Genomic DNA, 14,871 nt, shown 5'->3' with positions numbered 1-14,871 from the left:
TCAAACAGAATCGGTGAGGGCAGCATGAAGGCGTTTACACGAGGCATCCTGGCGTCCGTCTTCATGCTGTCGGGATTGGCAACCGCTGACGCCGCCGACCGAACCATCATCGTGCTCGATGCCTCCGGCTCGATGTGGGGCCAGATCGACGGCAAGCCCAAGCTGGAAATCGCCCGCGAGGCACTGCGTTCGGTGCTGACCACAATTCCCGCCGACACCGAACTTGGGCTGATGGCCTATGGCCACCGCGAAAAGGGCAGCTGCTCCGACATCGAATTGATCGTGCCGCCGGCGTCGGGCTCGGCATCGGCCATCACCGCCGCTGCCGACAGCATGAAATTCCTCGGCAAGACGCCGTTGTCAGCCGCCGTCAAGCAGGCGGCCGAGGACCTGAAACATACCGAGGAAAAGGCAACCGTCATTCTCATCACCGACGGGCTGGAGACCTGCAACGCCGATCCTTGCGCGCTGGGCAAGGAGCTCGAGAAGTCGGGTGTCGATTTCACCGCCCATGTCGTCGGCTTCGGCCTGACGGCGGAGGAGGGCAGGCAGGTCGCTTGCCTCGCCGAAAACACCGGCGGCAAGTACATTCAGGCGACCGACGCCAAGGGGCTGGAAGACGCACTGGTGCAGACGGTTGCCGCGCCGGCACCCACACCGGCCCCGGAACCGGCGCCTGCGCCGGAGCCGGCCAAGCCGGAGTTCAACTTCATTCCTGAGCTGACGCTGGCCGAGGGCGGAGCGCCGCTGAAGGACGCCGGCAATGCCTGGGAGATCTACAAGGCCAATGCCGACGGCTCCAAGGGCGAACGCCTGACCACCGAATACAACAATTACAAGGGATCGCTTGAAGCCGGCGCCTATGTCATCCGCGCGACGCTCGGAGAAGCAGCCGTCGAGCAGCCGCTGAAGGTGGAGGCAGGCCAGGCCTACAAGCCGCTTTTCGTTCTCAATGCCGGTACGCTTGTTGTCCGGCCGCGCCCGAGCGAAGGCGCCGACATCGTCGATGGTGCCGCCGTCGTGCTCGACTTCCCCGGCGGCGACCACCCGGCGACCTATTACGGCCAGACCAAGGTGGTGCTGCCCGCCGGCGAAACCAAGCTGAAGGTCACCATCGGCCAGGGTGAGGCCAATGAGACGATCCAGCTCGCCGCCGGCCAGACCGTCGAAAAGGACATCATAGTCGGCGTCGGCCATGTCGTGGCCAATGCGCTCTACGCCGAGGGCGGCGACAAGGTCGATGCCGGGGGGCTCGACGTCCGGGTCTACAAGGCCAGGAAGAAGATCGACGGCACGCGCGATCAGGTCACCTATGGCTATGGGCCGGGCAACAAGTTCGATCTGCCTGCCGGCGACTATGTCCTGGTGGCGCGCATGGACCAGGCCGAGGCCGAGCAGCCTTTCAATGTCCGGGTCGGTGAGAGTGGTGAGGTGACCGCCGTGCTCGGTGCCGGCGTGCTAGCGATCGATGCGCCCGGCGCCAAGGAAATCCGCGTCTTCGCGGCCAAGAAGGACATCCAGGGCAATCGCCAGGGCTTCGGCTACGCCTATGACCAGAAGCACCAGACGACCTTGCCGGCAGGTGACTATGTCGTCGAGGTCGATCGCGGCGACGCAGGCAAGAAAGAAGGCTCGGCAACCGTCAAGGCCGGCGAGCGCAGCGAGCTGACGATCCAATAGGCCGGAGCGCAGCGAACTGACGATCCAATAGGCTGGAGCGCAGCGAACTGACGATGCAGTAGGCTGGAGCGCAGCGAACTGACGATGCAGTAGGCTTGCAACGGAACGAGGTCGCGGCTATCTAGAGCGCGCAACTCGAACAACAAAGGAGGGCTGCGTGTACACGTTTTTTCGTCACCACCGTCAGCGCGGCCCTGTCCACGCCCTGCAGATGCGTTTGCAGGGCTGACCCCGGACGACGCGCCAACCGCATCGACCCCAACGATCAGTTTTGATTTTTGGACTGTACGATGTGGTATCCAATGTTGCGTATCTCTCTCCCGGTCTGCCCTTCGTGGTGATGCGGCGTCGAGCTTCATGCTCTGCCGCATCTGGATAAACACCGGACCCGGTGCCCCAAATGCATCCCGCAAGATCGGATGCGGGCCAAGGTCCGGCCAGACCAGAGAACTGATATGGCTTTGATCAATCTGAGGTCGCTCGGCGTAACGCTCGGTGCTCCGCTCTTCTCCAATCTCAACCTTTCCATCGAGCCGGGCGACCGCCTCGGCATCGTCGCCGCCAATGGCCGCGGCAAGTCCACCTTGCTGCGCTCGATTACAGGCGCTTTCGAGCCGACGTCAGGCGACATCACCCGGGCACGCGGCCTGCGGGTCGGCCATGTCGAGCAAGACGTGCCGGCAAGCCTGATCGACATGGCATTCCATGACGCCGTCCTCAGAGCACTTCCCGCTGACCAGGCAGAAAGCGAGAGCTGGCGCGTCGACATCGTGCTCGACGATCTCGATGTGCCTGAGGAGATGCGGCAGCGGCCACTGTCGAAACTGAGCGGTGGCTGGCAGCGGCTGGCAATGCTCGCCCGTGTCTGGGTGACCGAGCCGGACATGCTGCTGCTCGACGAGCCGACCAACCATCTCGATCTCGTACGCATCGCCCAGCTTGAGAACTGGCTGAATGCGCTGCCGCGCGACGTGCCGGTGGTGATCTGCAGCCATGATCGCGCTTTCCTCGATGCGGTAACCAACCGGACGCTTTTCCTCAGGCCTGATAACTCGCAGGTCTTCTCGCTGCCCTATTCCAGGGCGCGGGAAGCGCTTGACGAGATCGATGCATCGGAAGCGCGCCGCTTCGAAAAGGACATGAAGACCGCGCAGCAATTGCGCCGCCAGGCGGCCAAGCTCAACAACATCGGCATCAACTCGGGCAGTGACCTGCTGGTGGTGAAGACCAAGCAGTTGAAGGAGAGGGCCGAGCGGCTGGAGGATGCGGCGAGGCCGGCCCATCTGGAGCGTTCGGCCGGCGCCATCAGGCTCGCCAACCGTGGCACGCACGCCAAGGTGCTGGTCACCTTCGACGATGCGCCGGTCACCACGCCTGATGGAACGCTGCTGTTTCGTACCGGCAAGCTATGGCTTCGCCAGGGCGATCGCGTCGTCCTGCTGGGCCGCAACGGCACCGGCAAGACGCGGCTGGTCAACATGGTCAGGCAAGCCATCGGCGCGCCGGAAAATGCCAGGGACGTGGTCAAGGCCACGCCCTCGCTGGTGCTGGGCTATGGCGACCAGGGGCTGTCCGATCTCAGGGACAGCGATGCGCCGCTGTCGATGCTGACGCGCAGATTCGAGCTTGGCGAGCAGCGGGCCCGCACCTTGCTCGCCGGCGCCGGCCTGACCGTCGAGATGCAGGCCAATCCGATCGGCCGCTTGTCCGGCGGCCAGAAGGCGCGGCTGGGAATGCTGGTTCTGCGGCTGACCAACCCGAACTTCTACCTGCTCGACGAGCCGACCAACCACCTCGACATTGACGGGCAGGAGGCCCTGGAGGACGAACTGCTGAAGCACGAGGCGAGCTGCCTGCTCGTCTCGCACGACCGCAGCTTCGTCCGCGCCGTTGGCAACCGCTTCTGGCTGATCGAAAAGAAGCGGCTGGTCGAAGTGGAGAGCCCGGAAGGCTTCTTTGCCGATGTGGCGCAGAACGGCGCTTAGAGCAATTCCAGGAAAAGTGTACAGCAGTTTTCCGTCCGGAATTGCGCAAAAACAAAAGATGGAGAGGTTCCGCAATTCGAAGAAAAGCGGAAGGCTCTAGCCTCTGATGCGCAAAAAGACCTGCCGAGGCCTCGGCTTCGGCAGGTCTGTCCGCCATGCTATCGTTCACAAGACGAGCGATTCAGGAGTCCATCATGCGCTTGAGCCTCACCGCGATCATCCTTGCTGCCGCGACCAGAGCGGCAATGGCTTCGACCGTGACGCTGGAACTGCCGGGCGATGCAAAGGTCGAGCACAACGCGGTCGATTACAAATGCGGCGACCAGACGGTGAAGGCCGAATACGTCAACGCCGGCGACAATTCGCTTGTTGTGCTCACGCTCGGCGATCAGACGGTCGTGGCCGTTACCGTTCTTAGCGCCAGCGGCGCCAGATATGCCGGTCAGCAGTTTATTTGGTGGACCAAGGGCGACAACGCCGATCTCTACGACCTGACCAAGGGCGAGGACGCGCCGGCGACGCTGTCATGCGAGGCGGTGAAGTAGCGAGAGGCTCGACCCGGGGTAGAGCCTCAGCTTCAAGCGGACTAGGCCGTGCCGAATGCGCTTGCCCCGTGGTCGGCGCGGCCGGCCATCTGGCGGAAGCCGGCGAACAGTTCGCGGCCCATGCCGTGCTCGTTGCCCGAGAGGTCGCAGACCGGCTCAGGACGCAGCGCCAGGTCGCCGGCAGGAACCACAACCTCCAGCGTGCCGGCCTCGGCGTCGAGCCTGACGATATCGCCGTCATGGACCCGGCCGATCGGCCCGCCTTCGAGCGCTTCCGGGGTGACATGGATCGCCGCCGGCACCTTGCCCGAGGCGCCCGACATGCGGCCGTCAGTGACAAGCGCCACCTTGTGGCCGCGGTCCTGCAGGATGCCGAGCACTGTGGTCAGCTTGTGCAGTTCCGGCATGCCGTTGGCCTTGGGGCCCTGGAAGCGGATAACCGCGATGAAATCGCGGTCGAGCAGGCCGGCCTTGAAGGCGTCGTTGAGGCCCTGCTGGCTGTCGAACACCAGCGCCGGCGCTTCGATGATGCGGCGCTCGGGCTTCACGGCCGAGGTCTTGATGATGGCGTGGCCGAGATTGCCTCCCAGCACCTTGAGACCGCCGCTCGGCTGGAATGCCTTGCTGGCGGGGGCCAGCACCTTCTCGTCGCCGCTGACCTTGGGCGCTGCCTCGCGTACCACCGAGCCGTCGGCGCCGAGCTTGGCTTCGACGGCGTAGGGGCGCAGGCCTTCGCCCCATACGGTCTGCACGTCTTCATGCAGCAGGCCGGCGTCGAGCAGTTCGCGGATCAGGAAGCCCATGCCGCCCGCGGCCTGGAAGTGGTTCACATCGGAAAGCCCGTTCGGATAGACGCGGGCGAGCAGCGGCACGGCGTCCGAGAGGTCGGAGATATCCTGCCAGGTCAGGCGGATGCCGGCAGCCGCCGCCATGGCGATCAGGTGGATCGTGTGGTTGGTCGACCCGCCTGTCGCGTGCAGGCCGACGACACCGTTGACCACCGAGCGCTCGTCTATCATGCGACCGACCGGCGTATAGGCGTTGCCGAGATGGGTGATCGCCAGCGCCCGCCTGGTCGCTTCCCGGGTCAGTGCGTCGCGCAGCGGCGTGCCTGGATTGACGAAGGAAGCGCCCGGCGTGTGCAGGCCCATGATCTCCATCAGCATCTGGTTGGAGTTGGCGGTGCCGTAGAATGTGCAGGTGCCCGGGCCATGGTAGGACTTGGACTCGGCCTCCAGCAGTTCGGCGCGACCGACCTTGCCCTCGGCATAGAGCTGGCGGATCTTTGCCTTCTCGTCATTGGGCAGGCCCGAGGTCATCGGCCCGGCCGGAACGAACACCGCCGGCAGATGGCCGAAGGTCAGCGCTGCGATCACCAGGCCAGGCACGATCTTGTCGCAGACGCCGAGATAGACGGCGGCGTCGAACATGTTGTGACTGAGGCCGATGGCGGCCGACATGGCGATCACGTCGCGCGAAAACAGCGACAGTTCCATGCCCGGTTGTCCTTGCGTGACGCCGTCGCACATCGCAGGCACGCCACCTGCAACCTGGGCGATACCGCCGGCCTCGCGCGCCGCATCCTTGATCAGCTGCGGGTAGGTCTCGAACGGCTGATGCGCCGACAGCATGTCGTTGTAGGAGGTGATGATGCCGAGATTGGCGACCTTGTCGCCGCCGAGCGCCACCTTTTCCGACGGACTGCACACGGCAAAGCCGTGCGCAAGGTTGCCGCAGGACAGCACGCCGCGGTTGGCGGTCTTGCCGGCTGCCGCATTGACGCGATTGAGATAAATCTCGCGGCTGACCTTGGAGCGTTCGCGGATGCGCTCGGTGATGGCTTGGATGTCGTTCCTGGCTGTCATGGCCTCAGTCCTTTCAACGCGGTGCCCGAACCGGGAGGAGCTTCGGGCTGGCATGGACCGGCAGACGGCGCTATTGCGCCGGACCATGCTCGATTTCGGCATTCGCGGCGCCGCGGCCCCTGGAGGAGCTCGGCGCGGCCGGGCGCCGATCAGGGTGCCCAGTAGATCTCGGTGGCGCGCGGCGCTCGGTCGATCACGGTGCGGATCGGCAAGGCCTTGTCGGAAGCCAGTGCCGCCTCGATGACGCGGCGCTTCTCAGCACCTTCGATATGGACGACGACCAGCGCGGCGCTTACCAATGCAGGCAGCGTCAATGTCAGCCGCGGTTCGCCGGCACTGTCGGCATGAACCGGCATCGCCAGCCGGGACGAAGCCGGGTCGAGCAGCGCGTCCAGCCCGGCTGCGTCGGGAAAGAACGAGGCCGTGTGGCCGTCGCCACCCATGCCGAGAATTGACACGTCCAGCGGCCAGGGCAGGGCCCTCAGCGCGGAGTCCGCGAGATCGGCGCCCTTCTCGACCGTCGCTGCCTCATGAAACAGCGGCGCGAAACGGGCGGCGGATGCCGCGTTCTGCAACAGGTTGGCCTTGGCCAGTGCGGCGTTCGAGCGTGGCGAACTCTCCGGCACGAAACGCTCGTCGACAAGCGTCACCGTGACCTTGCTCCAGTCGAGCGCTTCCTTCGACAGAGCGGCGAAGAAGCGGCCAGGCGTGGTGCCGCCTGAGACGGCGAGGAAAGCCACGCCGCGGCGGGCGATCGCCGCTTTCAGCGTATCAGCCACCCTGGCGGCGAGGGCTGACGCCAGTTCGTCCCGCGTCTCGAATGCGTTCCAGCGAGGTGCTGCCATGGCGCTCAATTGCTCTCGTGCCAGGTACGGCCGTCGCGCTCGATCAGCGCGATCGACGCGGACGGACCCCAGGTGCCGGCGGTATAACCCTGGGCTTCCTGGCGGCTGCCTTCCCAGGCATGCTGGATCGGATCGATCCACTTCCATGCCGCCTCGACCTCGTCGCGGCGCATAAACAGCGTCTGGTTGCCACGTACGACATCCATGATCAGCCGCTCATAGGCATCCGGGGCGCGTCCGTCGAAGGACTGGGCGAAGCTCATGTCGAGCGGGATCTGGCGCAGGCGCATGCCGCCGGGACCCGGATCCTTGATCATGATGAACTGCTTGACGCCCTCGTCAGGCTGCAGGCGGATGACCAGCTGGTTGTTGAAGATCGGTCCGGCGCTCTCGCCGAAGATCGAGTGCGGGATCGGCTTGAATTCGATGACGATCTCGGAGACACGCGAGGCCAGCCGCTTGCCGGTGCGCAGATAGAACGGCACGCCGGCCCAACGCCAGTTGGCGATCTCGGCCTTGATGGCGACGAAGGTCTCGGTGTTGCTCTCGGCGCCGAGTTCCTCGACGTAGCCTTTGACCGGACCACCGGCCGATGCGCCGGCGCGATACTGGCCGCGCACAGTCTGCTTGGGCGCCTCGTTGCCGTTGACACGCTTCAGCGCATTGAGAACCTTGAGCTTTTCGTCACGCACCGCATTGGCCTCCATAGAGGCCGGGGCCTCCATGGCAACCAGGCAGAGCAGCTGCAGCATGTGATTCTGCACCATGTCGCGCAGCGCGCCCGCCTTGTCGTAATAGGTGACGCGATCTTCCAGGCCGACTGTCTCGGCCACAGTGATCTGCACGTGGTCTATGTGCGCGGAGTTCCACAGCGGCTCGTAGAGCGCGTTGGCGAAGCGCAGCGCCATCAGGTTCTGCACCGTCTCCTTGCCGAGATAGTGGTCGATGCGGAAAATCTGGTGCTCGCCGAAGTCGTCGCCGATGATGTCGTTCAGCGCCTTGGCCGACTCGAGGTCGCGGCCGATCGGTTTTTCCACGACGATGCGCGAATCCGGGGTGACCAGCTTGTTCGCCTTGAGGTGGTCGGAGATGTCGCCGAACAGGCTGGGCGCTACCGCGAGATAGAAGACGCGGATGCGCTTACTGTCGGCAAGCGACTTCTTGAGTTCGGCAAAACCGTCGCCCGATTTGGCGTCGATGGTGACGTAGCTCAGCCTGTCGAGGAAGGTCGCGAGTTCCTTTTCCTCGATGTATTCAGGCTTCACATGATCCGAAATCGCCTTCCTGGCGAAGGCGCGGAATTCCTTGTCGTCCATCTTGGTGCGCGACGCGCCGATGATGCGGGTCGGCTCGGAAAACTGGTGGTCGCGCTGGCGATGATAGAGCGCCGGCAAGAGCTTGCGTTCCGACAGGTCGCCGGTGCCCCCGAAAATGATGAAGTCGAAAGGATCGACGGGGATGATCTGGCTGGTCATGTTCTATCCGTTTTCAAGACGGTCGTGATGTCGACGCCTGATATATGCTAATCGATTTAAAAGCACTAGCCCCAAAGCCACTGCCACGGTGTCACACGCGAAGATTTGATAGTGGTCCAGACGAGGCCGGAGCGCCAGCCGGATATCTGTCGTTTGATGGCGTGAGACGCGGACCGGCCGCCGGATGCTGATGCGCATTCTTGGCAATGGCTGGGAAGTGGCTCAGCTCTGGCTCTACCTGATCGGCTCCAGCAGCGCGTCGATCGTGTCGTCGCGGTCGGCAAGCGCCGGCCCGGCCGACATGCTTTCCGGGCCACCAGCCACGATAGCAGGGGGTGCGGGGCAAACCGGCGGGGTGGGGACCGTGTCGTCGTTGAACGGTGCTTCGCGCGCGGTAACTGTTGCGCACATGCGCTCGATGCCGGCCTGCAGCTGCAGCGAATAATCGAGCGGCCGTGCCAAGACAGCCGTCTGCGTGCCGAAGTAGCGCGCCTCGCCGTCGAACGCACCGCCGGCGAAGACGTCGCGAAAATACTCCAGCAGTCGGCGCTGGTAATCGATCGGCATTGCCGGTTGCCGTGGCAGGTTGCCGAAATCGTCGCTGCGCGGATATTGCGCCGAACCGTGGCAGGACACGCACGAGCTGATCTGGTTGTCGGCCGGCCCGTTGACGCGCCCGCCCCAGCCAAGCTCCTTGCGCGCGGCCCAGCCGTAGATCTTGCCTTCGAGCGTTTCGTTGAGCACGTTCTGGCGCAATTGCCCTGGCGGCGGCACGAAGCGGTCGTTGCCCCAGCTCAAGCCGACCGGCACCAGCTTTTTCCATGGGTCGGTGCCGGGTTCGCTGCCCTGATAGACGAAGGTGCCGAACACCCATCCGGTCTGCAGCGAGCGCGGATCGCGCACGGCAATGTCGATCTGGTAGAGGCGCAGCTTGCCGATGCGGTTGGGCGCACGGCCGATGTCGCCGTCCCATTCGGGCGCGCCGGCGAGATAGGGGATGTCCGCTGCCGTGGCGGTGGTGAACAGCAGTTTGAACGACGTCGTGCCGATGGGAAAGTAGATGTCGTCGATCCTGGGGCTGCACAAATCGCTCCACACTTTGGCGAAGGTCGTTGCCCCTAGCGCGTTGTAGAAGCCTACCGCCCAGGTGTCGAAAGACTTGGTCACACCTTCGGCCAGCTGTTCCGGATCGGTCGCGCGCTCCTTGGTCAGGCCGTGCAGGAACTCCCGTCCCGAATTGCCCGGATGCATCCACAGCGCATGGTACCAGTTGCGCACATTGTTGTTGGCGACGTCGAAGTCGACGGCGATATTGCCTTCGAGCGAATAGTCGAGCACCGCCTGGATGTAGGCGCGCCAATCCTGGGTGAAGTCGATCGACAGGAAGGTCGGCAGCGGTTCACTGGTGCTTGCGGGGAAGTCGAAACGGCCCTTGAAGCCTTGCGCTTCGGTGAAGCCAGGCGGTATGCCGCGCTTCTGGTTATAGCTCGGCACGACGCAGGCGGCATTTGCTGCTTGCTGGAAACCGATGAACAGACCTGCGCTTGCTGAAAACAATGCAAATAAGAAACGAAGTTTCATGTTTGCGTCCCCCACTCAGAGGCTGATCTTTACTTTAGAATTATTTGAACAGAGCCGCAAGCGGGGTGTCTGGCGGCAGTCGTTTGTCAGTTGCTGATGGCAGCGTTTTCGTTTTCGATGAGAGACTGGTGACGGTGTTCGATTCGAAGGGACGTAACGTGGCGGACAGGCTGAAGGACAAGGTCGCGATCATCACCGGCGGTGCTGCCGGTTTCGGCGAGGGCATGGCCAGGCGTTTTGCCGAAGAGGGCGCCAAGATCGTCGTCGCCGATCTGAATGCCAGGGAAGCCGAGCGGGTTGCATCCGAGATCGGCGACGGCGCAATCGCAGTCACCACCGACGTGTCGCAACGCGCCGAATTCGACGAACTGGTCTATGCCGCCAAGAGCGCTTTTGGCCGCATCGACATCATGGTCAACAATGCCGGCTACACCCATCGCAACGGCGACCTTGTCGATGTCGAGGAAGATGTCTTCGACCTGATCACCGCCGTCAACATGAAGGCGATCTACCACGCCGCCCGCGCCGTGGTGCCGATCATGGAGCGCCAGGGCGGCGGTTCGATCCTGACCACCGCTTCCACCGCTGGCCTCAGGCCGCGTCCTGGGCTGACCTGGTACAACGCCTCCAAGGGCTGGGCGATCACCGCCACCAAGTCGATGGCGGTGGAACTGGCGCCGAAGAACATCCGCGTCAACTGCCTGTGCCCGGTCGCCGGTGAGACCGGGATGCTGGAAAAGTTCATGGGCAAGGACACGCCGGAAATCCGCGAGAAGTTCAAGGCTTCGATCCCGCTCGGCCGCTTCTCAACACCCCTCGACATCGCCAACGCCGCTCTGTTCCTCGTCTCTGACGAAGCCTCGCTGATCACCGGCGTTGCCATGGAAGTCGACGGCGGGCGCTGCATTTGAGCGCTTCTGCCGCGAGGTAACCGCGCGTTCGACCTGAAATTGTGGTCGCAAAGCTTGACCGACGCTGCCTGAACCCTATTCCAATGGCTCAAAACCAACGGGAAACGCCATGCACAGGGTTGCGATCAGCGGTACCGGCATCTTCACGCCGGAGGAAGTCATCACCAACGCCGAGTTGGTGGCCTCCTACAACGAGTATGCCCACCGCCAGAACAAGCTGCACGCCGACGCCATCGAAGCCGGCGAGCGCGCGTCGATGGCGATGTCGTCGGAAGAGTTCATCGTCAAGGCATCCGGCATCGAGCGCCGCCATGTCGTCTCCAAGTTCGGCATTCTCGATCCAGGCATCATGCACCCTGTGCTGCCCGAGCGCACTGAGGACGAACTGTCGCTGATGGCAGAGATCTCGGTCAAGGCGGCCGATGAGGCGCTGAAGAAGGCAGGCCTGACTGCCGCCGACATCGACGCCGTCATCTGTGCTGCCTCCAACCACGAGCGCGCCTATCCGGCGGTTGCCATCGAGGTGCAGCAGGCGCTCGGCATCAAGGGTTTTGCCTTCGACATGAACGTCGCCTGTTCCTCGGCGACCTTCGGCATCCAGCTTGCCGCTGACATGATCCGCACCGGCTCGGCCCGCGCCATCCTGATGGTCAATCCCGAGATCACCTCCGGCCACCAGGAATGGCGCGACCGCGACTGCCACTTCATCTTTGGTGATGTCTGCACCGCCGTCGTGCTGCAGCGCGCCGACGAGGTGAAGGCGGACAACGCCTATGAGGTGCTGGCGACGCGTTGCCTGACCGAGTTCTCCAACAACATCCGCAACAACAACGGCTTCCTGCGCCGCACCCGCGAGGGCCACATGGCTGATCGGCGCGATATGCAGTTCCACCAGGAGGGTCGCAAGGTCTTCAAGCAGGTGGTGCCGATGGTCGCAGAACTGATGCTCTCCCATCTCGCCGAACAAGGCATCGCGCCTGCCGATCTGTCGCGGCTGTGGCTGCACCAGGCCAACAAGGGCATGAACGACCTGATCGGCTCGCGCGTGCTTGGCCGCGAGCCGACCCGCGAAGAGCAGCCCAACGTGCTGCAGGACTACGCCAACACCTCGTCGGCCGGCTCGATCATCGCGTTTTCGAAATTCTCCAACGACCTGCCATCAGGCAGCCTCGGCGTCATCTGCTCTTTCGGTGCCGGTTACTCCGCCGGCAGCGTCATCGTCAGGAAGGTGTAGCCCGCCTGCCTAGCCCCCGCTTGGCAAGCGGGCCCCCGCCTAGAAGCTGGCGGTCAGCGAGCCGTAGAACGTGCGGCCGGGTCCCGGCTGCACCACGAGGCTCAGCGGATCGACGTAATAGGTGTCGGTCAGGTTCTGGATGCGGACGGTGCCGGTCAGGTTTTCGTTGAACTTGTATTCGGCGAACACGTCGACCAGCGTGTAGGGCTTCCAGTTGACCAGCGCGATGAACTGCGACGCACCCTGGGCGGTGACGTCGCCGTGGCCGACGGCGCGCCGCCCGACATGCGAAACTCTGCCGCCAATGGTCAGCGCGTCATCCATCAGCTTCTGCGTCAGCGTCAGGTCGACCGAATAGCGCGGCGGCACCTGGTTGGTGGCGTAGTCTGCATAGAGCGACTTGTTCCCGCAGGTGGACGCCGTTCGGCAGAACTGCACGTCGGTGTAGTAGTTAGCAGCGAGCTCCGCCGTGAAGGCGCCGATCTCGTAGCGGCCAGAGAGTTCCAGGCCGGCGAAATGCGCGCTGTCGATGTTGTGGATGCGCATGCCGGACGAACCCGAGGTGGTGTGCCATTCTCGCGCGATGTAGTCCTTCACCGACCAGTCGAAGTATCCGAACTTGAGCATGGCACTATCGTCACCGGTAAACACATTGTCCCGGCGCAGGTTTGTGCCGATCTCCCAGTTGCTCGAACGCTCCGGCCTCACATTGGAGTTGATGTTCATGGTGAAGGCGGTCGTCGTCTCGATGATGCTCGGGGAACGCATCGCGTTGGAATAGTTGACGTAGAACTGGCTGCCCTCGATCGGCTCCAGCGTGACGCCGATGGACGGGCTGAAGCCGCCTTTGCTGCTGCTGCTGCCGTAGACAAAACCTATGCCTTGGTGTGGACCGGTGCTGCGGTCCTGCGCCCAATAATGCTGGTAGCGCAGGCCGCCATTGAGGGTCAGCCAGTCGGTCGCTTCCCACGATCCCTTGACGAAGACCGCAGCCTCCTGCCTACGTCCGTCGCGCAGGTTGAGCCAGCCCTTCAGGGAACGTGTGTAGTCGGTGGGTTGGGTATCCTCACCGAGATAGGACAGCCCATAAGTCAGGTCGACGGCACCGTATCCGGTGGAGAGTTTGGATGCATTGGTGGCGTCGGCCCCCCACAACAAAGAGTCAGAACCGACGCGGGGATCACCTGGACGCGGAGCAGGCCAACCATCGCGCCTGGAGTTGCGCAAGTCGAGGCGGGTCAGCCAGAGATTGGCCTTGAGGTCGACGAGCTCGTTCTCCTCCGGCTTCCATTTGTAGCGTACGGTTCCAGTGTCGAGTGTCGTGCCGGTGGTTTGCGCCGCTTGCGTCGGCTGACCGCGCTTGCTTGTCAGTCGCGAGGCCAGCAAGTCGCCGGCCTCGCTGCGGAAGCCGGTGTAGCCGAGTTCGACGCTCTGTCCGTCGCCAAAGCGAAAGGTCCCTTTGCCGATCCAGGATTTGGTTTCGAGCTGGGTGTTCAGCACCTCCTCGCCGGCGCGATAACCGGTAATGCCTTCATTGTCGTAGTAGTTTGTCCATGGGCTCGAGGGCAGGCAGATGCCGTTGTCGAAGCAGAATGGTGTTGGTCCCTTTGCCACCGGCTGCGCCGCAGGACCATTGGTCCCGGCATGGTAGTTGCCCTGCTTGCGATAGGCATAACCTGCTATCAGGTCGACGTCTCCCTCGCTGTACGCGACCACCGCGCTGCCGGAGCCGCTGGTCGGCTTGAGCAAGCTCGGGCGCTCCATGCCTGCAGTACTGGCGACAGGGATCTGGGGGGCTGCCCACGGTATGCTCGGCCATTCGTAACCGCCTATCGTATCCACCGGAGGCGGGTTCGACGTGTTGGTGCCGAAACCGCCCTTCAGGCGCACGCCGAAATTCTTGCCGTCCTTGATGATGTCGCGCGCTTCCAACGTCCGCATCGCCACCGATCCGGCGATGCCGTTGGAGGCTGCGTCCGATCCCTTGGCGATGCTGATGCCGCCGAGCAGGTCCGGGTCGACGAAGGTGCGGTTGGAGACGCCCTGGTAGCCCTGATAGATGGTTACTGCGTTGCTGGCGCCGTCGACGGTGACGGCGACGCGGCCCATGCCCTGCATGCCGCGAATGTTGACGTCGATGGCACCAGCACCGTTGCGGGCTTCGCCCGACATCACGCCCGGCGTCCCGCGCAGCATGTCGGCCGGGCTGCTGCCGCGGAAGCGATCGATGGTTTCCTGCGGGATGTAGGCGGTCGGGGCAGCCGTCTCGTATGGCTCGTAGACCGGGGCGCCGCCGCCGCCATCAACCCTTATGACATCGAGCACGAGCGAGCCGTTGGTGACGGGCAGCGCCGCCTCGTTGCCTGTCTTCGCACGGATGCTGACCGTCCTGGCATCGACGAACTGGAACTCCAGGCCGCTCGGGCCGAGCAGCCGCGCCAGCGCACTTGCCGGAGAGAGCCGGCCCACTACCGCGCCGGACCGCCCGGAGATCGGGGCACCGCTCGGCCTGACGACCTGAATGCCGGTGGCCGCCGTATAGTCGGCAAGCGCTGCGAGCAAGGATTTTGCCGGGATGTTGAAGTCATGGCTGCCGGCACGCGCCTCGGTTTGGGTTGTTTGCGCGATTGCCATGATCGGAAACGCGGAACTCGCCACAATCGCCAGCATCGATGCGCTGCCAAAGGCCAGCGCGGTCCTCATTCCAGACATTCTCGGATCGTCCCCGGTTATTCGTCGGAGCCGTCCGG

The 14,871-nt window shown here is 63.9% G+C and carries 10 protein-coding genes; 5 read left to right on the top strand and 5 right to left on the bottom strand.

Going from position 1 to position 14,871, the window contains the following annotated elements:
- The first annotated feature begins 24 nt into the window (after positions 1–24).
- From DY201_RS23195 to DY201_RS23185, 3 genes are all read left to right on the top strand, one after another.
- Positions 25–1,680: a vWA domain-containing protein gene (locus tag DY201_RS23195; protein WP_115733261.1), complete on the top strand. Its 1,656-nt coding sequence runs from the start codon at positions 25–27 to the stop codon at positions 1,678–1,680.
- Positions 1,681–2,135: 455 nt separating this feature from the next.
- Entirely contained in the window at positions 2,136–3,665 is a 1,530-nt protein-coding gene (locus tag DY201_RS23190) for an ABC-F family ATP-binding cassette domain-containing protein (protein ID WP_115733260.1), read from the top strand.
- Between the two features lie 194 nt (positions 3,666–3,859).
- Positions 3,860–4,210 (top strand): MliC family protein, encoded by a 351-nt coding sequence (locus tag DY201_RS23185; RefSeq protein WP_115733259.1) that lies wholly within the window; start codon positions 3,860–3,862, stop codon positions 4,208–4,210.
- Positions 4,211–4,251: 41 nt separating this feature from the next.
- On the opposite strand, the gene edd is transcribed toward DY201_RS23185, so the two are convergent.
- The 4 genes from edd to DY201_RS23165 all read right to left on the bottom strand — a co-directional run bounded on the left by edd (position 4,252) and on the right by DY201_RS23165 (position 9,976).
- Positions 4,252–6,075 carry a phosphogluconate dehydratase gene (gene edd / locus DY201_RS23180; protein WP_115733258.1) on the bottom strand — a complete coding sequence of 608 codons (1,824 nt, stop codon included), beginning with the start codon at positions 6,073–6,075 and terminating at the stop codon, positions 4,252–4,254.
- A 149-nt stretch (positions 6,076–6,224) separates the two neighbouring features.
- The gene (gene pgl, locus DY201_RS23175; protein ID WP_115733257.1) at positions 6,225–6,920 is read right to left on the bottom strand and encodes a 6-phosphogluconolactonase; all 696 of its coding nucleotides are present in this window, start codon (positions 6,918–6,920) and stop codon (positions 6,225–6,227) included.
- Positions 6,921–6,925: 5 nt separating this feature from the next.
- A complete protein-coding gene (zwf, locus tag DY201_RS23170; protein ID WP_115733256.1) occupies positions 6,926–8,395 on the bottom strand; it encodes a glucose-6-phosphate dehydrogenase in 1,470 nt (489 codons plus the stop codon).
- A gap of 234 nt (positions 8,396–8,629) precedes the next feature.
- Complete coding sequence (locus tag DY201_RS23165; RefSeq protein WP_131922223.1) at positions 8,630–9,976, bottom strand: hypothetical protein; 1,347 nt, start codon at positions 9,974–9,976, stop codon at positions 8,630–8,632.
- Positions 9,977–10,134: 158 nt separating this feature from the next.
- Here DY201_RS23165 and DY201_RS23160 point away from each other — a divergent pair, with 158 nt between their 5' ends.
- Together DY201_RS23160 and DY201_RS23155 are read left to right on the top strand one after the other, a co-directional pair.
- A complete protein-coding gene (locus tag DY201_RS23160) occupies positions 10,135–10,887 on the top strand; it encodes an SDR family oxidoreductase (RefSeq protein WP_115733952.1) in 753 nt (250 codons plus the stop codon).
- Positions 10,888–10,996: 109 nt separating this feature from the next.
- The gene (locus DY201_RS23155; protein ID WP_115733254.1) at positions 10,997–12,121 is read left to right on the top strand and encodes a beta-ketoacyl-ACP synthase III; all 1,125 of its coding nucleotides are present in this window, start codon (positions 10,997–10,999) and stop codon (positions 12,119–12,121) included.
- A gap of 39 nt (positions 12,122–12,160) precedes the next feature.
- Here the strand turns inward: DY201_RS23155 and DY201_RS23150 are convergent, their stop codons facing one another.
- Positions 12,161–14,833, bottom strand: coding sequence for a TonB-dependent receptor (locus tag DY201_RS23150; RefSeq protein WP_245432074.1), 2,673 nt, complete (start codon positions 14,831–14,833; stop codon positions 12,161–12,163).
- Positions 14,834–14,871: the final 38 nt, after the last annotated feature.

The sequence above is a fragment of the Aminobacter aminovorans genome (assembly GCF_900445235.1).
Lineage (GTDB): Bacteria > Pseudomonadota > Alphaproteobacteria > Rhizobiales > Rhizobiaceae > Aminobacter > Aminobacter aminovorans.
Note: the sequence above shows the minus strand (reverse complement) of the source record. Positions and strands in the feature narration are given on the sequence as shown.